At 74.7% G+C, this 19,955-nt stretch carries 17 protein-coding genes and 1 pseudogene; 9 read left to right on the forward strand and 9 right to left on the reverse strand.

Translation table 11 applies throughout. The features are described 5' to 3' along the window. The first annotated feature begins 143 nt into the window (after positions 1-143). From IEZ12_RS11525 to IEZ12_RS11535, 3 genes are all read left to right on the forward strand, one after another. The gene (locus tag IEZ12_RS11525; RefSeq protein ID WP_189271951.1) at positions 144-2,345 is read left to right on the forward strand and encodes an MMPL family transporter; all 2,202 of its coding nucleotides are present in this window, start codon (positions 144-146) and stop codon (positions 2,343-2,345) included. Between the two features lie 156 nt (positions 2,346-2,501). Next, positions 2,502-3,743 carry a sensor histidine kinase gene (locus tag IEZ12_RS11530; RefSeq protein WP_189271952.1) on the forward strand — a complete coding sequence of 414 codons (1,242 nt, stop codon included), beginning with the start codon at positions 2,502-2,504 and terminating at the stop codon, positions 3,741-3,743. Then, on the forward strand, positions 3,740-4,414 hold the full coding sequence (locus IEZ12_RS11535) for a response regulator (RefSeq protein ID WP_189271953.1): 675 nt from the start codon (positions 3,740-3,742) through the stop codon (positions 4,412-4,414). The genes IEZ12_RS11530 and IEZ12_RS11535 overlap by 4 nt, the downstream gene beginning before the upstream one ends. 16 nt (positions 4,415-4,430) lie before the next feature. Here IEZ12_RS11535 and IEZ12_RS11540 read toward each other — a convergent pair whose 3' ends face one another. Further along, positions 4,431-6,227 carry a glycoside hydrolase family 3 protein gene (locus tag IEZ12_RS11540; RefSeq protein WP_189271954.1) on the reverse strand — a complete coding sequence of 599 codons (1,797 nt, stop codon included), beginning with the start codon at positions 6,225-6,227 and terminating at the stop codon, positions 4,431-4,433. Continuing rightward, entirely contained in the window at positions 6,227-6,979 is a 753-nt protein-coding gene (locus IEZ12_RS11545) for a tyrosine-protein phosphatase (RefSeq protein ID WP_189271955.1), read from the reverse strand. The genes IEZ12_RS11540 and IEZ12_RS11545 overlap by 1 nt, the downstream gene beginning before the upstream one ends. Before the next feature lie 230 nt (positions 6,980-7,209). Here IEZ12_RS11545 and IEZ12_RS11550 point away from each other — a divergent pair, with 230 nt between their 5' ends. Next, positions 7,210-8,007 carry a GntR family transcriptional regulator gene (locus tag IEZ12_RS11550; protein ID WP_189271956.1) on the forward strand — a complete coding sequence of 266 codons (798 nt, stop codon included), beginning with the start codon at positions 7,210-7,212 and terminating at the stop codon, positions 8,005-8,007. Here IEZ12_RS11550 and IEZ12_RS11555 read toward each other — a convergent pair. Further along, on the reverse strand, positions 7,980-8,597 hold the full coding sequence (locus IEZ12_RS11555; protein ID WP_189271957.1) for a TetR family transcriptional regulator: 618 nt from the start codon (positions 8,595-8,597) through the stop codon (positions 7,980-7,982). The two genes, IEZ12_RS11550 and IEZ12_RS11555, sit on opposite strands and share 28 nt — an antisense overlap. 256 nt (positions 8,598-8,853) lie before the next feature. On the opposite strand from IEZ12_RS11555, the gene IEZ12_RS11560 reads away from it, so the two are divergent. Genes IEZ12_RS11560 through IEZ12_RS11580 form a run of 5 tightly spaced genes read left to right on the forward strand, consistent with a single transcriptional unit; the run spans position 8,854 to position 14,275 of the window. Further along, positions 8,854-10,401 carry an ABC transporter substrate-binding protein gene (locus IEZ12_RS11560; protein WP_189271958.1) on the forward strand — a complete coding sequence of 516 codons (1,548 nt, stop codon included), beginning with the start codon at positions 8,854-8,856 and terminating at the stop codon, positions 10,399-10,401. Further along, the gene (locus IEZ12_RS11565) at positions 10,398-11,357 is read left to right on the forward strand and encodes an ABC transporter permease (RefSeq protein ID WP_189271959.1); all 960 of its coding nucleotides are present in this window, start codon (positions 10,398-10,400) and stop codon (positions 11,355-11,357) included. Before IEZ12_RS11560 ends, IEZ12_RS11565 begins: the two co-directional genes overlap by 4 nt. Further along, positions 11,344-12,204: an ABC transporter permease gene (locus IEZ12_RS11570; RefSeq protein ID WP_100586528.1), complete on the forward strand. Its 861-nt coding sequence runs from the start codon at positions 11,344-11,346 to the stop codon at positions 12,202-12,204. The genes IEZ12_RS11565 and IEZ12_RS11570 overlap by 14 nt, the downstream gene beginning before the upstream one ends. Then, positions 12,201-13,223: an ABC transporter ATP-binding protein gene (locus tag IEZ12_RS11575; RefSeq protein WP_189271960.1), complete on the forward strand. Its 1,023-nt coding sequence runs from the start codon at positions 12,201-12,203 to the stop codon at positions 13,221-13,223. Before IEZ12_RS11570 ends, IEZ12_RS11575 begins: the two co-directional genes overlap by 4 nt. After that, entirely contained in the window at positions 13,220-14,275 is a 1,056-nt protein-coding gene (locus IEZ12_RS11580; protein ID WP_189271961.1) for an ABC transporter ATP-binding protein, read from the forward strand. Before IEZ12_RS11575 ends, IEZ12_RS11580 begins: the two co-directional genes overlap by 4 nt. 4 nt (positions 14,276-14,279) lie before the next feature. Here IEZ12_RS11580 and IEZ12_RS11585 read toward each other — a convergent pair whose 3' ends face one another. From IEZ12_RS11585 to IEZ12_RS11610, 6 genes and pseudogenes are all read right to left on the reverse strand, one after another. Next, complete coding sequence (locus tag IEZ12_RS11585) at positions 14,280-14,759, reverse strand: DUF2231 domain-containing protein (protein WP_189271962.1); 480 nt, start codon at positions 14,757-14,759, stop codon at positions 14,280-14,282. A gap of 143 nt (positions 14,760-14,902) precedes the next feature. Continuing rightward, entirely contained in the window at positions 14,903-15,682 is a 780-nt protein-coding gene (locus IEZ12_RS11590; RefSeq protein WP_189271963.1) for an ABC transporter ATP-binding protein, read from the reverse strand. Continuing rightward, positions 15,679-16,734: a FecCD family ABC transporter permease gene (locus IEZ12_RS11595; protein ID WP_189271964.1), complete on the reverse strand. Its 1,056-nt coding sequence runs from the start codon at positions 16,732-16,734 to the stop codon at positions 15,679-15,681. The genes IEZ12_RS11590 and IEZ12_RS11595 overlap by 4 nt, the downstream gene beginning before the upstream one ends. Then, on the reverse strand, positions 16,735-18,450 hold the full coding sequence (locus IEZ12_RS40575; protein WP_373295463.1) for an ABC transporter substrate-binding protein: 1,716 nt from the start codon (positions 18,448-18,450) through the stop codon (positions 16,735-16,737). Positions 18,451-18,892: 442 nt separating this feature from the next. Further along, the gene (locus tag IEZ12_RS11605) at positions 18,893-19,111 is read right to left on the reverse strand and encodes a heavy-metal-associated domain-containing protein (RefSeq protein WP_189271965.1); all 219 of its coding nucleotides are present in this window, start codon (positions 19,109-19,111) and stop codon (positions 18,893-18,895) included. Between the two features lie 564 nt (positions 19,112-19,675). After that, a pseudogene (locus IEZ12_RS11610) lies at positions 19,676-19,955 on the reverse strand (hypothetical protein); the annotation flags it as partial.

Below are 19,955 nucleotides of genomic sequence, written 5' to 3' on the forward strand. Positions count from 1 at the left end.
GCCTGCACAGCGACGACGACGCAGGTGGGGGCGGTGACGAAGGATGGGTCATGCTGCGGGCGGCCCGCGCCGGAACCGGTGCGCGGGGCCGCCCTCGGCGTGTTCCACGACCGTGCACCGAACCCGAAGGAGGCCGCTCCCCCGTGGCCACGTTCCTGTACCGCCTGGGCCGATGGGCCTTCGACCGGCGCAAGCTGGTGACCCTGCTCTGGGTCGCCGTGCTGGCCGTCGGCGGAGTGCTCGCGGCCAAGGCGCCCGCCGCGCCCGCCGACGGCTTCGCGATACCCGGCACGGAGGCGCAGAAGGCCTTCGACCTGATGAACCAGCGCTTCCCCGGCGGCCACGCGGACGGCGCCCAGGCCCGCATCGTGTTCGTCGCCCCGGACGGTCAGAAGATCACCGCGGAGCCGAGCCGGCAGGCCGTGCAGAAGACGGTCGGCGAGCTGGCGCACGCCGCCGAGGTCACCGGCGCGGTCGACCCGTTCCAGGCGCACACCGTCTCCCAGGACGGCACCACCGCGTACGCCACCGTCACCTACTCGGCCAAGGCCGGCGAGCTTTCCGAGGAGGCCACCGCCGCCCTGGAGCAGGCCGCGCAGCACGGCCGGGACGCCGGGCTGAAGGTCGAGATGGGCGGCACCGCGCTGGCCAGCCACGGCGAGGCGGGCGGCAGCAGCGAGGCGATCGGCATGGCACTGTCCGCCGTCGTGCTGGTGATCACCTTCGGTTCGCTGGTCGCGGCGGGGCTGCCGCTGCTGACGGCCGTGGTCGGCGTCGGTCTCGGCATGGCGCTGATCACCGCGCTGGGCAGCACCCTCGGCCTGTCCGCCACCACCGGCACGCTGGCGATGATGCTGGGCCTGGCGGTCGGCATCGACTACGCGCTGTTCATCATCTCGCGCTACCGCGCCGAGCTCGCCGAGGGCCGCGCCCCGCGCGAGGCGGCCGGGCGGGCCGTCGGCACGGCGGGTTCGGCCGTGGTGTTCGCCGGTCTGACCGTGGTGATCGCACTGGCCGGCCTGTCCGTGGTCGGCATCCCGATCCTGTCCAAGATGGGCCTGGCCGCCGCCGGAACGGTCGTGATCGCCGTGCTGGTGGCGCTGACCCTGGTGCCCGCGCTGCTCGGCTTCATCGGCCGCAAGGTGCTGCCCCGCAAGGAGCGCAAGGCCGCCCCGGACAGCACCCGCCGGGCGAGTGGCGACAACGGCGGCGCCCGCTGGGCCCGGTTCGTGCTGCGCCGTCCGCTGCTGGTGCTGATCGGCGGCGTGATCGGCCTCGGCGTGATCGCCGCCCCGGCGATGGACCTGCGGCTCGGCCTGCCCGGCGACGAGGCGAAGTCGACCTCGACCACCGAGCGCCGCGCCTACGACCTGCTGTCCCAGGGCTTCGGCCCGGGTTTCAACGGCCCGCTGACCCTCGTGGTGGACGCCAAGGGCGCGGCCGACCCGAAGGCCGCCGCCGAGCAGGTCGCCAAGAACGTCTCCGGCCTGCCCGGGGTGGTCGCGGTCACCCCGCCGGTCTTCAACCCGGCCGGGGACACCGCCCTGGTCAACGCGATTCCGGCGACCGGGCCGGCCGAGTCGGAGACCAAGGACCTGGTGCAGGCGATCCGCGACGACGCGGCCGGGCTGAAGTCCGCCACCGGCGCGAGTGTGCTGGTCACCGGTACCACGGCGATGAACATCGACGTGTCGCAGAAGCTCTCCGACGCGCTGGTGCCGTACCTCGCGGTGGTGGTCGGCCTCGCGATCGTCCTGCTGCTGCTGGTGTTCCGTTCGGTGCTGGTGCCGGTGAAGGCCGCGGTCGGCTTCCTGTTCTCGGTCGCCGCCGCGCTCGGCGTCGTCGTCGCAGTGTTCCAGTGGGGCTGGCTGGCCGACCTGATCGGCGTCGACCAGACCGGTCCGGTGATGAGCATGATGCCGATCTTCATGGTCGGCGTGGTGTTCGGCCTGGCCATGGACTACGAGGTGTTCCTGGTCACCCGGATCCGCGAGGACTTCGTGCACGGCGAGAGCGCCTCCGAGGCGATCGTCACCGGGTTCCGGCACAACGCCCGGGTGGTCACCGCCGCCGCCCTGATCATGGTCTCGGTGTTCGCCGGCTTCATCGGCATGAGCGAGCCGATGATCAAGATGATGGGCCTGGGCCTCGCGGCGGCCGTCGCGCTCGACGCCTTCGTGGTCCGGATGGCCCTCGTCCCGGCCGTGCTCGCACTGCTCGGCCGCCGCGCCTGGTGGCTGCCGCGCGGCCTCGACCGGATCCTCCCGGACGTCGACGTCGAGGGCGCCAAGTTGCAGTCCGCGGCCGACGAGTCCGTCGAGGACCGGAAGCCCGTCACCGTCTGACCGGCACCGGAGCGCTCCGGACTCGGACCGTTGTTCGAGTCCGGAGCGTTACCGTTGCAGGGCGGGGCCGTCCCCTCCGGATCGGGCCCCGCCGCCGCGCGCCGACCCGGCGCACTTCCCCCGCACCGAACCCCAGCGCCCGGCCCGGAGAGCACCGTGACGACCACCGACCTGTGGCAGCGCCTGCGCCGCGACCACCCCCGGCTGCTGGACGCCGCGGGCGGCGCCGCGCTGGTGGCCGTCGTCGCCCAGGGCGTCAGCGCCGACCAGAACAACGGGCACTTCTTCCTGCCCGGCCTGGCCTCCGTCCTGCTCGCCGCGGCCTCCACCGCCGCCGTCTTCCTGCACCGCCGCTTCCCGCAGGCGGTGGTCGCCGTCACCCTGGCGTGCACCATGGCGCTGGGTGTGCTCAGCACCCGGCTCACCGCCGCACTGGCCGCGCCGCTGCTGGTGGCGCTGTACCTGCTGGCCGTCCGCACCGACCGCTCCACCGCGCTGCGCGCCTCGGTCGTCAGCGCCGTGCTGCTCGCCGTGACGGCGCTGGCCTTCGGACCGGGCGGCCCGATCGGCGAACGGCTGGGCGTGCTGGCCTGGGCGCTGCTGCCGGGCGCGCTCGGCGACTCGGTCCGCAACCGCCGCGCCCACCTGACCGCGATCGAGCGGCGTGCGGAGCGCGCCGAACGCACCCGCGAGGAGGAGGCCCGCCGCCGGGTCGCCGACGAACGGATCCGGATCGCCCGCGACCTGCACGACGTGGTCGCCCACCACATCGCCCTCGCCAACGCCCAGGCCGGCATCGCCGTCCACCTGATGGACCGGCACCCCGACCGGGCCCGCGAGGTGCTCAGCCACCTCACCGACGCGACCGGCGCGGCCCTCCAGGAGCTGCGCGCCACCGTCGGCCTGCTGCGCCGGGCCGAGGAGCCCGCCCCGCTGGAGCCCGCGCCCGGCCTCGACCGGCTGCCGGACCTGATCAACGCCTTCGAGCAGGCCGGGCTGCCGGTGCGGCTCACGGTCGCGGGCGAGCAGCGCCCGCTCTCCCCCGGCGTCGACCTGACGGCCTTCCGGATCGTCCAGGAGGCGCTGACCAACGTCGCCAAGCACGCCCGCGGCGCCGACGCCGAGGTCACCCTCGCCTACACCGGCAGCCGGCTCGCGCTGTCCGTCGCCAACGGCCTGGCGGCCGGGCGGCCGGCGCCGGCCGCGCTCCGGCCGGACGGCCCGGGCGGCTTCGGCCTGATCGGCATGCGCGAGCGGGCCGTCGCGGTGGGCGGCCGGCTCAGCGCGGACCGCCGGCCGGACGGCGGCTTCCAGGTGACCGCCGACCTGCCGCTGCGCACCGGCAGCCGCGACACCCCCGCCTTCGCCGACCAGGAAGAAAAGGACCTCCACCGATGACCATCCGTGTGCTGCTCGCCGACGACCAGGCCCTGCTGCGCGGCGCCTTCCGCATGCTGATCGACGCCGAGGACGACATGGAGGTGGTCGGCGAGGCCTCCAACGGCCGGGAGGCGGTCGAGTTCGCCCGCTCCACCCGGCCCGACCTGGTCCTGATGGACATCCGGATGCCCGGCGGCGACGGTCTCGCCGCGACCACCGCGATCTGCGGCGACGAGGAGCTGTCCGGCACCCGGGTGCTGATCCTGACCACCTTCGAGATCGACGAGTACATCGCCCAGGCCCTGCGCGCGGGCGCCGACGGCTTCCTCGGCAAGGGCGCGGCGCCCGCCGAGCTCCTCGCCGCGATCCGCACGGTGGCGGCGGGCGACGCCCTGCTCTCGCCCGCCGCCGCCCGCGCGATGATCGACCGCTTCCGCGCCCAGCCGGGCCCGGCCGCCGAGCCCGCGGCCGACCGGCTGGCCGTGCTCACCGCCCGCGAGCGCGAGGTGATGGCGCTGGCCGCGACCGGCCTGAGCAACGAGGAGATCGCCGAACGGATCTTCGTCAGCCCGCTGACCGTCCGCACCCACGTGCACCGGGCGATGTCCAAGCTGGACGTCCGCGACCGCGCCCAGCTCGTCGCGCTCGCCTACCAGTGCGGCCTGGTCCCGCCGGGCCGGCCCGCCTGACGGGTCCGCCGGCCGTTCACGGCCGGGTCGCGTGCGGGTGGCCGCAGCGGAACAGCGGGTCGGCGGTGTCGAACGGCACGTCCTCGCGGGCGGCTTCGACGGCCGCCATCGACGAGGGCAGGTCGAACGGCAGGACGCCCGGCATCCCGGCCCGGCCGAGGGCCGCGTCCAGCAGCACGTCGTCCTCGGCGCCGAAGTCGCCGATCAGCAGCGCGGCCCGCTCGGCGAGCGGGGTGAGCACGGCGGGCCGGTCCAGGTACACGGCGAACGCGGTGGGCACGGTGTCCGCCAGGGCGCGCAGCCGCTGCGCCTCGTCCGCGGGGAAGTCCAGCGAGCCGCTGTGGAAGTAGCGTTCGAGGATGCCTTCGCGCTGCTCGTACGGCGCCTGGAGCCGGACCACGGCGGCGTCGGCGTCCTCGGGCCGCGCCACCACGGCGCCGTAGCGGGCGGCGAGGGTCGGGTCGATGCCCTCGACGTACAGCCGCCGTCCGGCCACCGGCTGCCCCGCGATCCGCACCAGCGCTCGCCGTTGGACGGCGCGGCCCAGCTCGCGGCCCTCGCCTCCGCCGACCAGGGCCGCGGCGGCGTCGGGGTCGACGTACGGGTCGTCGAACAGGCCGAGGCGGAACTTGTCGCGCAGGATGCGGCGCGCGGAGGCGTCGATGCGCTCCTCGGCCACCGCGCCGGAGCGGACGGCGGCGAGGACCAGCTCGGGGTCGGTCTCGCCGCCGAGCTGGTCGGCGCCGGCGTCGATGGTCAGCACCACCTGTTCGGCGACGGTCAGGTCCTCCACGCCCCAGTGGCGCGGCGGGAAGGTCGTGACGCCCGGGATCTCGGTGCCGGTGATCGCGTTGAAGTCGGTGCAGATCACGCCGTCGAAGCCGTACTTCTCGCGCAGCAGGCCGGTGATGACGTCCCGGTTGAAGTTGGCGCCGACCTCGGCGAGGCCGCTGCCGGAGGGGATCGCGTAGGCGGGCATGATCTGCGCGGTGCCGGCCTCGAAGGCCGCCTCGAACGGGATCAGGTGCTGCTCGAACGCGCCGCCGGGGTAGACCAGTCGGCGGCCGGCGGCGAAGTGCGAGTCCTCGCCGCGGTACTGCGGGCCGCCGCCCGGGAAGTGCTTGGTCATGCAGGCGACGCTGCCCCGGCCGAGGGCGTCGCCCTGGAGGCCGCGGATGTAGGCGGCGATCATCCGGGCGGCGCGCTGCGGGTCCTCGCCGAAGGTGCCGCTGATCCGGGCCCAGCGCGGCTCGGTGGCGAGGTCGGCCATCGGGTGGATGGCGACCCGGATGCCGACGGCGCACAGCTCGCGGCCGATCAGCCGGGCGTACTCCTCGACCAGTGCCTCGTCGTCGGTGGCGGCCAGGCCGATCGGCTCGGGTCCGGCGCTGAAGCCGCCGCCGGCGTGCGCGGTGGCGGGGTTGGACGCGAAGCCGTGCCGGGGGTCGGAGGACAGCGTGACGGGGATGCCGAGCCGGCCGGCCGCGGCGAGGTCCTGAACGTGGTTGTTCCACTCGGCCATCGCGCGGGGGTCGGGCACGGCCATCATCGCGAAGTGGGTGACGCCGCGGGCGGCGATCAGCTCGGCCCCGGTGGGCAGCGGGACCGGCATCCGCGGGTCGGAGCGGGTCACCATCCGGCCGTGGCACATCAGGGCGGCCTTCTCGGGGAGCGTCATCCGGCCGAGCAGGTCCTCGACGCGGTCCTCGACGGGCAGCCGCGGGTCCTCGTAGGGCTCCATGGTGCCGTTGTGGTTGAGGTCGCGGAACGGCGTGCCGTCGGTGTGGCGCAGGTACGAGGTCGTGGTCGGCATCAGCGCACCGCCCCGGCGGTGGCGGCGGGCGCGGCCTTGGCGAGGAACGCGTCGAGGGTCTCGGGGGCGACGCCGAGCTCCAGCAGGAAACCGCGGGCGCCGCCGTGCCGGGCCTGGACGGTGTCGAGGAAGGCGGCCATCGCCCCGGCGGGGGCCTCCAGCAGCGGCGCGGGCACCTTGAGCGCGCCGCGTTCGACGTCGTTGAGGGCCTCGCGGTGGCGTTCTGCGAGTCCGGCCCAGATCTGCTCCAGCGCGTCACCGGTGCGGGCGTAGTCCTCGACGATGCGGTCGGCGGGCACGCCGAGCAGGTCCAGCAGCAGAGCGGTGACGAAGCCGGTGCGGTCCTTGCCGGCGGCGCAGTGCAGCAGCACGCCGCCGGGCCGGGTGGCGGCCAGCACGGCGGCGACGACGCCGGCGGGCGCGCCCTCGGCCATCAGCACGTAGAACGCGCCGAGGTCGGCGGCGGTGGTCATGGTGGCCATCCGCGCCTCGAGTTCGGGCGAGCTGGGGTCGATCGGGGCCTCGACGACGTCGATGCCGGCGGCGGTGACGGCGGCCCAGTCCTCGGGGGTGCGCTCGGCGTCGCCGCGCAGGTCGACGACGGTGCGGATGCCGGCGGTGCGCAGCTGCTCGACGGTGGCGGCGTCGGCGGCGGGGAACGGCTGGGCGGAGCGGTGCAGCACGCCGGCGCGCAGCAGGGCGGCCTCGGGGTCGGTCTGGGCCGCCGGGTCGCGGAAGTTGACCAGGGACATGCGGGGTCCTCTCGGAGGTGCAGCAGCGGGATGCGCACTGCGAAGGGGGTGCGGCCGGACACGGGGACGGTCCGGGCGGGGATGCCGGGGGTGCGGGGAAGGTCGCACGCTCCAACACGACATCTAGACGTCTAGATGTCTACCTCGTGCAGCGGCTCCGTGGCAAGCGACGGCCGGGTGAACGTCCGGCGACGACCGCCGCCGGGTCCGCGCTCCGTAGGATCTTCGGCATGGCAGCAGACCGAAGCGGCACGCCGCTGTACCGCACGCTCGCGCGCCGGCTCCAGGAGCGGATCGACTCCGGGACGTACCCGGCGGGCGCCCGGCTGCCCAGCGAACCGGAGTTGAGCGCCGAGTTCGGGGTGAACCGGCTGACGGTCCGCCAGGCCGTGGCGGAGCTGGAGCGGGCGGCAGCGGTGGAGATCCGCCGCGGTGTGGGCACGTTCGTGCGCGGGCCGGCCCTGCGGGTGTCGATCGACGTGGATCCGCGCAGCCAGCGCTTCGACCTCGGCAGCACGAACCTCGCACTGCCGGGCGACGGTGAACAGCCGGGCGCCGCCGGGGAGTTCGTGGTGGCGGCGGTGCCGGTGACGGGCTCGGCGGAGGACCTGGAGGCGGCGCGGCAGCTGGGCCGGCCGCTCGCGGAGCTGTCCCGGGTGGACACCGTGACCAGGCTGGGCGGCCGGGCGGGCGCGGTGAGCAGCTACTGGGTGCCGTTCGGTCCGCTGCCGGCCGACCTGGTGCGCCCGGGCCGGTCCGGCAACCTGGTGCCGGAACTGGCCCGCGCCGGCGGCGTCCAACTGGAGTACGACTGGCGGGCGTTCGGCGCGATCGGCGCCGACCTGGCGGACGCCGAGCTGCTCGGCGTCCCGGTCGGCACGCCGCTGCTGGTGCGCGAGGGCGTCAGCTGCACGCCGGACGGCGCTGCGGCGCTGTACGTGCGGCGGCGGATCGACGGCGGCAGCGCCCGCTTCGTGCTGCACTACCGCGAGCGCCGGACTCACCGGCCCGGCGGCGGCATCACCTGACGGAAGGCGTCCCACCAGGGCTCCATCGGGCCTTCCTCCTCCACCCCGTCGACGACGTGACGGCGGGTCATCGCGCCGAGCACCGCGCCGAGGGCGTGCGGCCGCAGGTCCCGGGCGGGGTCGGTGCCGAGCCGGGCGGCGGCGATCTCGATGGTGCGTTGGACGAGCCGGTCGATCAGCTGCACGGCGTGGTCGTGCACGGTGCGGATGCCCATGAACCGTCGGCGCAGGGCGCGTCGGCGCGCGGTGTGCTCGGTGGGTTCCTCCAGCGTGCCGTCGGTGCGCGCGACCGCGTGCAGGAACGCGTCCCAGAGGTCGAGTCCGGCGGGCGCGGCGGCGAACTCGTCGAGGATGGCCTCGCCGAAGTCCGTGCCGAACAGCAGGGCTTCCTTGCTGGCGTAGTACCGGAAGAACGTGCGGTGGGCGACGTCCGCGCGGCGGCAGATCTGGTCGACGGTGGTCTGCTCGAAGCCCTGTTCCTCGTACAGGTCGAGCCCGGCGGCGCGGATCGCCTGGCGGGTGCGCGCCTTCTTGCGGTCGCGCAGTCCGGTCTCCGCCGTGGCGCCGGCTGCATCCCCCTGCGGCTGCATGCGTCTCCTGCTCCTGGTCGCCGCCCGGTGTTCGCCGCCGGGCGTCCTGGTTGTCGTCGGGTGTACAGAACCACGCGTGGCAGGGGCCGCTCAAGGCAGGTTCCGAACCGTCGTCAACTGGTCATGCGGAATTTGCACTTCTGCCTTTTGGCAGTACTGCCACTTCTGGAGGGTGGCTGTCGCGGCGCTGCGGCACCGCCCCGCCGGCCCCACGACCGGCGACCCCCTTCCCCTTTCGAGGAACCCGAGGAACCCCATGAAGCGGCACAGGCAGGCTCTTTCGGCGGCGGCCCTCGCCACCGTCGTCGCGCTCGGCGCGAGCGCGTGCTCGGCGTCCGACGACGCCGTGGCGGGCGGCGCGGCCCAGGGCGGCGACGGGCCGGCGGTGGACGGCGGCACCCTCAAGGTCGGCCTGGACCGGCCGTTCACCCGGCTCGACCCGGCGGACGGCACGCTGACCCAGATGCCCGTGATGATCCTGGCGAACGCGCTGTACGACCCGCTGATGGTCAACGACGACAACGGCGCCGTGAAGCCGTACCTGGCCAAGTCGTTCACCCCCAACGGCGACGCCACCGTCTGGACCCTGCAGCTGCGCGAGGGCGTGACGTTCAGCGACGGCAAGCCGCTGGACGGGCAGGCCGTGGTCGACCACGTGAAGCGGCTGGCGAAGCCGGAGACCAAGTGCACCTGCGCGGTGGACGCCGGGACCATCGGCGCGATGGCGGTGAACGGCCCCACCGAGGTCGCCTTCACCCTCAAGTCGCCGAACGCGGCCTTCCCTTCGCTGTTCACCCGCTCGCTCGGCTACGTCTCCGAGGCCCCGGTCGGCGACGCCCCGGCGATCGGCTCCGGCCCGTACACGGTGGAGAGCGTGCAGCCCGGCGTCTCGGTGACCGTCACCCGCAACCCCGCCTACTGGGGCGCCAGGGCGCACGCCGACAAGGTGGTCTACCGGGTGCTGCCGGACTCCGACAGCCGCTACCAGTCGCTGCGTTCCGGCGACGCGGACGTGGCCTGGGTCGAGACGCCCGCGCAGCTCAAGCAGGCCGCCGGGGACGGACTGCGCACCGCCACCGGCCCCAGCTCCACCTCGACGATCCTGTTCAACACCAAGGTCGCGCCGTTCGACGACCCGCGGGTGCGGCAGGCCGTCCAGTACGCGATCGACCGCGACAGCGTGGAGAAGATCGCCTACCTGGGGCAGGGCAGGGTCTCCGACGGCCCGATCGGCTCCGCCTCGGCGTACCGCGCCGCGAGCACCTACCCGGCCCGGGACGTCGCCAAGGCCCGCGCCCTGCTCGCCGAGGCCGGCCACCCCGACCTGTCGTTCGAGTTCCTGGCCGACAGCCGCCCCGAGGGCCAGCAGCGCGCCACCGTGATCCAGCAGCTGCTCGGCGAGGCCGGCATCAGGATGACCATCAAGCCGCTGGACCCGGCCGGCACCGCGACCGCCCTGACCCAGCGCCAGTTCCAGGTGATGGACTTCATCACCAGCATGTTCGGCGACACCGACACCGCGCTGAACAGCCTGTTCCCGGCCGAGGGGCCGTACAACTTCACCGGATACCGCAACCCGGCGGTCGACCGGGCGATCGCCGACGGCCGGGCCGCCCTGGACCCGGCGAAGCGCGCCGCCGCCTACAACGAGGCGTCGAAGGCGATCCTCGCGGACGCCCCGATGCTGTTCCTGACCGAGAACCAGGCCGGTTTCGCCGCCTCCGCGAAGGTCGGCGGCCTGCCCGACCTGTCGAAGCGCACCGTCGTGAACCTCTCCCCGGCCACCCTGTGGGTGAAGCGGTGACGTCCCCCCTCCTCGGCTTCGCCGCGCGGGCCGGACGGGCCGCGGCCGTCCTGCTGCTGGTCGCCGTCACCGCGCTCGCGCTGCCCCACCTGATGCCGGGCTCGCCCGCCGTCGCCGCGCTCGGCGTCACCGCGACGCCGGAGCAGATCACCGCCTTCGAGGCCGGGCTCGGCCTGGACCGCAACGTGCTGGCCGCCACCGCCGACTGGATCGGCGCGGCGCTGCACGGCGACCTCGGGCATTCGCTCGCCAACGGCGCGGCCGTCACCACCGAGCTCGCGAACCGCATCCCCGTCACGCTCGAACTGTTCGTCGCCGCCCAGCTGGTGGCGCTCGCCATCGCGGTGCCGGTCGCGCTGGTGTCGGCCTGGCGGCCGGGCGGCGCGGTCGACCGGATCGCCACCGCCGGGGCGTTCGGCTGGCTGGCGGTGCCCGGCTTCGTGCTCGGCCTGCTGCTGATCTGGCTCACCGCCGTGCAGCTGCGGATCCTGCCCGCCACCGGCTGGACGCCGTTCACCGAGGACCCGGTGGAGAACCTGCGCCACCTGGTGCTGCCCGCGCTCACCCTGGGCCTGCCGGAGGCCGCCGTGTTCACCCGCACCCTGCGCGGGCAGCTGCTGGACACCCTCGACCGGACCCACATCGCCGCCGCCCGCAGCCGCGGCATGGGCACCGTGCGGCTGCTGCTGCGCCGCGCCCTGCGGCCCTCCTCGCTGCCGCTGGTCACCCTGATCGGAATCGGGATCGGCACCTCGCTGGGCGGCTCGGTCCTGGTGGAGTCGCTGTTCGCGGTGCCGGGGGTCGGCACGCTCGCCGCCGGCGCCATCAACGGCCGCGACTTCCCCGTCATCCAGGCGGTGATGGTGGTCTGCGCCGCCGGCGTGGTGCTCGCCACCCTCACCGTGGACCTGCTGTACCGCACGCTCGACCCGAGGATCGCCCATGGCCACCGTTGAGATCGCCGCCGCCCGCCCGGCGCGCACCGCCCGCCGCCGCCCCCCGGCCGCGGTGCTGGCCGCGGCCGGCTGGCTGGCCGTCGTGCTGCTCGCGGCGCTGCTGCTGCCGCTGCTGCCCGGGTTCGACCCGCTGCACGGCGACTTCTCCGCACCGTCCGCGCCGCCCGGGCCCGGGCACTGGCTGGGCACCGACGCCGGCGGGCGGGACGTGCTGCAGCGCACCGTCGCCGGGGCCCGCGCCTCGTTCGCCGTCGCCGGGCTGACCGTCGCGGTCGGCCTGCTCGGCGGCGGCGTGCTGGGCCTGGCCGCGGGCTGGTTCCGGGGCCCGGTCGACAAGGCCATCGGGTTCGCCACCGACCTGCTGATGTCCGTGCCGACGCTGATCCTGGTGATGATCGCGGTCTCGCTGCGCGGGCCGAGCCTGGCCGTGATCGGCTCCCTGATCGGCCTGTTCACCGTCCCCGCGTTCACCCGGGTGGTGCGCGCCGTGGTGCTCTCGCTCGCCGAGCGCGGCTTCGTGCAGGCCGCCCGGATGATCGGCACCGCGCCGCTGCGGATCCTGCGCCGCGAGGTGGTGCCGCACGTCGCGCCCGCCGCGCTGACCTTCGCGTTCACCGCGACCACCGTCGCCATCGTCGCCGAGGGCTCGCTCAGCTTCCTCGGCTTCGGCCTGCGCCCGCCGCAGCCGTCCTGGGGCGGGATCATCGCCGAGGGCCGCACCACGCTGGGCAGCGCGCCGTGGATCTCGCTGGCCCCGGCCGCCGTCCTGTGCCTGACCGTCCTCGCCCTCAACTACCTCGGCGAGCACCTGCGTTCGCCCTCCCGGAAGGCAACGGTGAACCGATGACCACCCCGGTCCTGGACGTCCGCTCGCTCGACACGGTGATCCACGCGCCCGACGGCCGGCGGCTGCACATCCTGCACGACGTCAGCCTGCACATCGACGCCGGGGAGTGCCTCGGCGTGGTCGGCGAGTCCGGCTCCGGCAAGTCCGTGCTCGCCCGGACGGTGCTCGGCGTGCACGCCCGCACCACCCGCGCCGAGTCCACCGGGCAGGTGCTGCTGAACGGCGAGGACCTGCTCGCCGCCGCCCCCGCCCGCCGCGCCGACCTGCTCGGCACCGGCATCGCCATGGTCCACCAGGACCCGATGACCTCGCTCAACCCGGTGGTGCGGATCGCCGACCAGGTCACCGAGTCCCTCACCAACCGCCGCCGGCTGCCGCGCCGCGAACGCCTGCGCACCGCCGCCGAGTTGCTCGCCGCCGTCGACGTCCCCGACCCCGTACGCCGGGCCCGCGCCTACCCGCACGAACTCTCCGGCGGCCTGCGCCAGCGGGTCGGCATCGCCGCCGCGCTGGCCGGCGACCCCGTGCTGCTGCTCGCCGACGAACCCACTACCGCCCTGGACGTCACCGTCCAGCGCACCGTGCTCGACCTGCTGGACCGCCACCGCGCCACCCGCGGCCTGGCCACCCTGCTGATCACCCACGACATCGGCCTGCTGTACGGGCGGGCCCGCCGGATCGCCGTCATGTACGGCGGCCGGGTGGTCGAGAGCGGCCCCACCGAGCAGGTCACCGAACGCCCCGCCCACCCCTACACGGCCGCGCTGCTGCGCTCGGTGCCCCGCGTCACCGGGCCGCTGCGCCGGGTGCTGCCGGCCATTCCCGGCTCCCCGCCCGACCTGTCCCGTCCCCTCACGGGCTGCCCGTTCGCGCCGCGCTGCGACCGCGCCGAAGCCGTCTGCGCCACCGTCGCCCCGCCCGTCCACCGGGCCGGGCCCGCACACACGGCGTCCTGCCACTTCCCCCTCGCCGCCGAGGCGCCCCGGCCCTCGCAGACCTCCCTGGAGCGCACCCCGTGAGCGCCACGCCCGCCGACCCCGCCCGCTCCCCCGCCGACCCCGCCCGCTCCCCCGCCGTCCTGCGGGCGACCGGACTGGAAGTCGTCCACCGCACCCGCTCCGGCCCGCTGCACGCCGTCAGCGGCGTCGACCTGACCCTGCACGAGCGGCGCACCCTGGCCCTGGTCGGCGAGTCCGGCTCCGGGAAGAGCAGCATCGCCAAGGCCCTGCTGCGGCTGCCCGCACCCACGGCCGGCACCGTCACCCTCGACGACACCGACCTGTCCGCCCTGACCTCACGTCAACTCCGTGCTCTCCGGCCCCGGTTGCAGATGGTGTTCCAGGACCCGCTGTCCTCGCTCAACCCGCGCCGCACCGTCCGCGACCTGGTCGCCGAACCGCTCGACGCCCACCCCGGCCTGCTCCGCGGGCGCGACCGACTCGCCGTCGCCGACGAGCAGTTGACGGCCGTCGGCCTCCCTCCGGAACTGTTCGGCGACCGCCGGCCCGAGCAGCTCTCCGGCGGGCAGGCCCAGCGGGTGGCCGTCGCCCGCGCCCTGGCCGCCGAGCCGCGGGTGCTGATCGCCGACGAGGCGGTCTCCGCGCTCGACGTCTCCGCCCAGGCCACCGTGCTCAACCTGCTGCGCCGGCTCACCGAGGAGCGCGGCCTGGCGAGCCTGTTCATCACCCACGACCTGGGCGTGGTCCGGGCCGTCAGCGACGACATCGCGGTGCTCCAGCTCGGCCGGCTGTGCGAACGCGGGCCCACCGAGGCGGTGTTGGCCGCCCCCGCGCACCCCTACACGGCCGCACTGCTGGCCGCGGTGCCCGAACCGGGCCGCCCGCTGGGCGACACCGGTCTGCTGCCCGCCGACCCGCCGTCGCCGCTCGACCCGCCGTCGGGCTGCCGGTTCCGCACCCGCTGCCCGCTGGCCGACGACCGCTGCGCGGCCGAGACGCCCGCCGCCCGCCCCGTCGGCCCGGGCCGCACCGTCGCCTGCCACCGGCCGCTGCTGCCCGTCCTCGACCGAGCCGGCTTCGGCTCGGCACCCGTGCCGGCTCAGCGCCCGTGACAGCTCAGTGCCCGTCTCCGCTGCTGTGGGTGAGGGCGTCCTGCCAGGCGGCCTTCGCGCCGGAGTCGCCGATCCGGTAGACGTCGACGACCGCGCCGACGGCCACCACGGCGCACAGCACGGTGGCGCCGATCCGCACCGCGCCGGAGATCCGGCGGGTGCTCGCCCTGCGGGTGAACCACCAGACGAGGACGGCCAGCAGGAACAGCCCTGCCGCCCACGGCAGCAGCCCGTCGCCGAGCTCGGTGTGCTCGCGCACCAGCGCGGTGCTCTCGACCTTCTGCTCCAGCCACTCGCCCGCGTCGGTGGTCAGCGGCACGGACACCAGCGTGACGAAGGCCAGCAGCGGCAGCAGCAGTCCGGCCCGGCGGGCGACGGTCGGGCTGAGCGCGCACACGATCAGCGCCAGGGCCGTCAGCGGGACGACCACCACCACGAGGTGGACCAGGAGTATGTGCGCGGGCAGACCGTCGATCGTGCTCACCGAGAGAAGCTCCTTCCGACCGGCAGGCCCGGCAGCCTCCCGGAGCGGGAGGCTGCCGGGCGCGCACCATGGTGGCAGCCGAACTTCTCAGTCGCCCATGAACTGCCAAACATTCGGGCGGCGGCTGCGGGCCGGCCGGGCGGTCAGGCGGCCGGCGGCGTCCGGTGGTCGAAGGCGATCAGCGGGTCCCCGGTGAGCGGGTGCGCGGTGACGGCGGCCCGGACGCCGAACACCTCGGCGAGCAGGTCCGCGGTGAGCACCTCCCGGGGTGGACCGGAGGCGACCAGCGTGCCGCCCGCCAGCACGTGCAGCCGGTCGCAGACCGACGCGGCGGCGTTCAGGTCGTGCAGCGCGACCAGCGTGGTGGCGCGCTGCGCCCGCAGCAGGGCCAGCAGCTCCACCTGGTGGCGGATGTCGAGGTGGTTCGTGGGCTCGTCCAGCACCAGCACCTCGGGTTGCTGGGCGAGCGCCCGGGCCAGCAGGACGCGTTGGCGTTCGCCGCCGGACAGTTCGGCGAAGCGGCGCTCGGCGTGCCCGCCCATGCCCACCCGGTCGAGTGCACGGACGGTCTGCTCCCGGTCCTCGGCGCTGTCGGCGGCGAACGCCCGCTGGTGCGGGAGCCGCCCCAGCCCGACCATCTGACGGACCGTCAATTCGAAGGCCTCGCCCCGCTCCTGGGGCAGAGCGGCCAGCTGCCGGGCGGCCTCGGCCCGGGGCAGGGCCGTCAGGTCGCGGCCGTCGAGCAGCACCCGTCCGGCCCGCGGCGCGAGATGGCGGTAGACGGCGCGCAGCAGCGTGGACTTGCCGCTGCCGTTCGGCCCGATCAGCCCCGCGATCTCGCCGGACTCGGCGACCAGGTGAACACCCGCCACCACGTCCCGGCCGGCCAGTGCGACGTGCAGATCGTCCAGGGCGAGTCTCACCGGTTGCCCTCCAGTCGTCGGTCGAGCAGGAACAGCAGGACGGGCGCGCCGATCAGCGCGGTGACCACGCCGATCGGCAACTCCTGGGCGTCCAGCGCGGTACGGGCGACGGTGTCGACGGCGGTCAGCAGCACGGCTCCCGTGAGCGCCGACAGCGGCAGCAGCCGGCGGTGGTCGCCGCCCACCAGCAGTCGGCACAGATGCGGCACCAGCAGGCCGACGAAGCCGACGGCGCCGGAGACGGCGACCAGCACACCCGTCAACAGGCTGGTGACCACGAAGAGTTCGCGCCGGAGCCGGTCCGGGTCGACGCCGAGACCGGCGGCGGTCTCGTCCCCCAGCACCAGCGCGTTCAGGGCCCGGGCGCGGGCCTGCAGCGCGATCCCGGCCAGCGCCACCGCGACCGCCGGGACGGCGAGTTGACCCCAGGTGGCCCCGCCGAGACTGCCCATCAGCCAGAACAGCACACCGCGGGTCCGCTGCTCGTCCCCGCCCTGGAGCACCAGGTAGCTGCACAGTCCGCCGAGGAACTGCCCGACGGCGATCCCCGACAGCACCAGCCGCAGCGGCGAGAAGCCACCACCGCGCCGCGCGACCAGCCACACCAGCGCGAACGAACCGAGCGCACCGCCGAACGCGGCGGCGGAGACCCCGAGTCCGAGCACGCCGCCGGCACCGACCCCCAGCACGATCGCGCCGAGCGCACCGAGCGAGGCCCCGGAGGAGATCCCCAGCAGATACGGATCGGCCAGCGGGTTGCGCACCAGAGCCTGCACCGCCGTCCCGACCAGCCCGAGACCGGCCCCCACCAGGGCGGCCAGCAGAGCACGCGGGACGCGCAGCTGCCAGACGATCAGGTCGTGCGTGCCCGGTGCGTCCTGAGTGTTCGTCACATGCCGGACGACGACGGCCCACACCTCGCGGGCGGGCACGTCCACACTGCCGAGCGAGACGGCGACGGTGAGGGCCGCCACCAGCGCGACCAGCAGCCCGGCCGTCAGAACGCCCGCCCCGACGGTGCGAGTTCGGCGGGCCGGAGCAAGGGCGGCCATCTACTGACCGTCCTTGACCAGATCGGGGTGGAGCGCGCGAGCGATCTGCTGCACGGTGTCGGCGTTGCGGACACCGGCGACGGTCGTCACCTCGGACCCGATCCGCAGCAGGTGCCCCTGCCGGACGGCGCTCAGTTCCCTGGTGACCGGGTTGGTGCGCAGGAACTGCTCGGCCTCGTCGAAGGCCCGGCGGTCGGCGTCCTCGCTGCCGCGATGGCGAACCCCCAACTGGATCCAGTCGGGATTCCTGGCCACCACGTCCTCCCAGCCGACGGCCTTGAAGTCGGCTTCGCAGTCGGCGAAGACGTTGCGCGCCCCCGCTAGCGTGATGACCGCGTGCGCGATCTGCCGGTTGCAGACGGCCGTCGGCTGCTTGGTCCCCGCGTCGTAGTCGAAAAAGAAGTAACCGGGCCGCCGCTCGCCCTGGAGCCGGCCTAGCGCGGTGGCGACCTTGTTGAGCGTGCCGTCCATGGCCGCGACCAGCCGGTCCGCCTCGGACAGGGTGCCGGTGACGGCGCCGAGCCGCTTGATGTCCTGCTCCACCTCGGCGAGATCCGTCTTGGCGCTCTTCGCGCACGCCGTGGACAGCAGGTAGACGTGCTTGATCCCGGCAGCCGCGAACTCCTGCTCACTGGGCGGCCCACCCGTCCCGCCCATGGCCCCCGTCGAGGCGAAACTGTCGATGTACAGATCGGCGCCGGACCCGAGCAGCTTCTCCTTCGCCGGCACCGCGCTCCCGAGGACCGGTATCTTCGCCCCCTGCTCGGCAACCCCCGCAGGCAGGTACCCGGCCCCGGGCGGAAACCCGGTCCCGATCACCCGGTCGCCGACCCCCAGCTCCAACAGCATCTCCAGCGCAGCGGCATTGCTCGTGACGATCCTGCCGGGCGCAGCACCGAAGGTCGTCGACCGCCCCTGGCAGTCCACCACCTTGACCGGAAACGCGGCCGCCCGGGAGACCGTGACACCGGCCGTCCGCTCGCCGCCGGTACCGGCCGTACTGCCGGCGCAGCCCGAGGCCAGCAGGGCCGCGGTGGCGGCCAATCCGCAAAGGGCGCGGGTTCGCATGGGGTTCACTCCTGACGTGGTGGTGGGGTGTGGGGTCTCACCTGCCGCCCTTTCGCGCGGGCGGGCCGGTGAGTGCGAGCGGGAGCCGTCGACGACGACCGCGGGTGGCGAGCGCGACCGGCCGTCGACGACGGCCGGGGGTGGCGAGCGCGACCGCCTCCCGGGCACCGCCCGCCCCCGGCCCGGGAGTTCCGCGGCAACCACCCCGGTGGGGCCGGGTCGGTCGCCGGCCGGCGGCACCACGTCCGCGCTCGGGCGCGGCCGGCTGACGGCCCGTCGGCCAGCCGGACGGATGCTGCTGCGGACGGCGACCGAACGACCGTCACCCTCCACGGGCGCAGCCGCCCGACCCTCCGCACCGACCTTCGCCTCGCACCGCGCGACGTTCTCGACGCAATCTGCCCGAACCTCGCGGCCTTCGGCGGTGACCCGCCCCTCGGAACCCACGCAGGTGCCGAGGCCCGTCGCCGGTATGTGGCACCACGTCCACGTCGAGGCCACGCAGCCATCCGACGGCCCATCGGCGACTGAAGTCACGTGAGCGACGGCCGGACAGTCCTCGGCCTCCACCGGCACCGCCGTCCGGCTTCCCGGTACGTCGCACAGCGCGGCACTCTCGACCGGGGGGACAACGGCAGGCGCGGCCATGTCGTGGACGCCGCCCGCGCGGGCGGGGCCGGTCCGGCCGCTGCTGAACGGCGCCACGCCCGCACCCAGGTGCCGCAGCCACCTGACGGAGCCGGCCGTGTCGTCGCCGGCAGGGGCGGCAGCCGGACCGTCGGGCAGCGCGGTGGTCCGGCCCACCTGAACCGCCCGGCCTTCAGCGGCGGCCCATACCCCGGAGCCCAGGGTCGCGGCCGAGCACCTCCGATCCGCCCGGCCGGTCCGCGCGAGTACCTGCCGCAGGCTCACCTGCTCCTCGAACTCACCTGCCCACACGCCGAGTTCGACACCATCGCCGGTCGCGGCGAAGCCTGCCGAAATCGGTGGTGGCCCCGGGGCCGGTCGGGTTGCGGTCACGACTCAGCTGTCGTGTCCGACCGGGCCCGGGTTCCCGCCGTCCGTCGTCGGCGTCGCGGGGTGGTGGCGGTCAGATCCGTCCGGCGAAGGTGAATCCGGCTCGGTCCACGGCTGCGCGGACTTCGCTCTCGTCGGCCGCGCCGGTGATGGTGACCCGTCCGGCCCTGGCGTCCGCGAGGACGTCGGTGACGCCGGGGAGGGCGGCGAGTCCGGCGCTGACGGTCCGTTCGCAGTGGCCGCAGCTCATTCCCTCGACGGCGAAAACGGTGGTGACGGTGGTGCTGGACATGCGTACTCCCATCGGTGTGATCGGCAATGCGGATCCACGACAGCGCACTCCGACCACCCGAGGCACCGGGACACGCGGCCCGATGCCCCCTTCGGGTGGACCCGGGAACCGTTCACGCCGCGCGGTCGACGAGCCTGCGCGACGCGGAGCATCCGTCGGGGGCTGCGGGAAGGTTTGTGATTGAGCGTCAGACCGAGCTGAGGTTCTGGCAGCGCCCCGGCGTGGGCGAGGAGCGCCATCGGTCGCGGCGGGTGCGGTCGCCGAGCAGGTCTACGGCGCACGGCCACCCGCTCATCGGCCGTCGGATCATCGCTTCGGTGGTGCCGGTGTGGGCTTCCTGGTCGCGGACGAGGTCGACCGGGTTCCCGGTGCAGCCGCCGTCGACTTACACCGATCCGATCCCTCAGTACCGTTCGCGCGGTCGGCGCGGCGCCAGGGGCCTCCGGTCGTTCGACTGGATTTCGACACCCACGAGCTGCGCGGGCGGCCCACTCTCATGAGCTCGTTCGAGCAACGGCCAGTCAGGCCACCGAGCCGGAACCGACCGTTGACCGCGTTCGCGGTTCACCACCGAAGGCGCTTCGCCCAGTCACCCCGAGGGCGGTAGTCGCGGCTGTCACCGGCCTGCTTCGGTCCACGGGGGACAACCTCCCGATGGTGCGGATACTGTTCCGTCACCGTCGCCAGCAGGAACTCCAGGAAGCCGCCCTCGAATACGTCCCACTCCTGCATCGAGTCGAGCCTGGCGGCCACCGGCCACCGGTCCGGGTCCGGGCCTCGCATCAGCCAGAAGAACTGGGCGGCGCTGTAGTTGTTGCCCCACTTCAGCAGCCCGCCCTCGGCC

This window comes from Kitasatospora griseola (genome assembly GCF_014648555.1).
Lineage (GTDB): Bacteria > Actinomycetota > Actinomycetes > Streptomycetales > Streptomycetaceae > Kitasatospora > Kitasatospora griseola.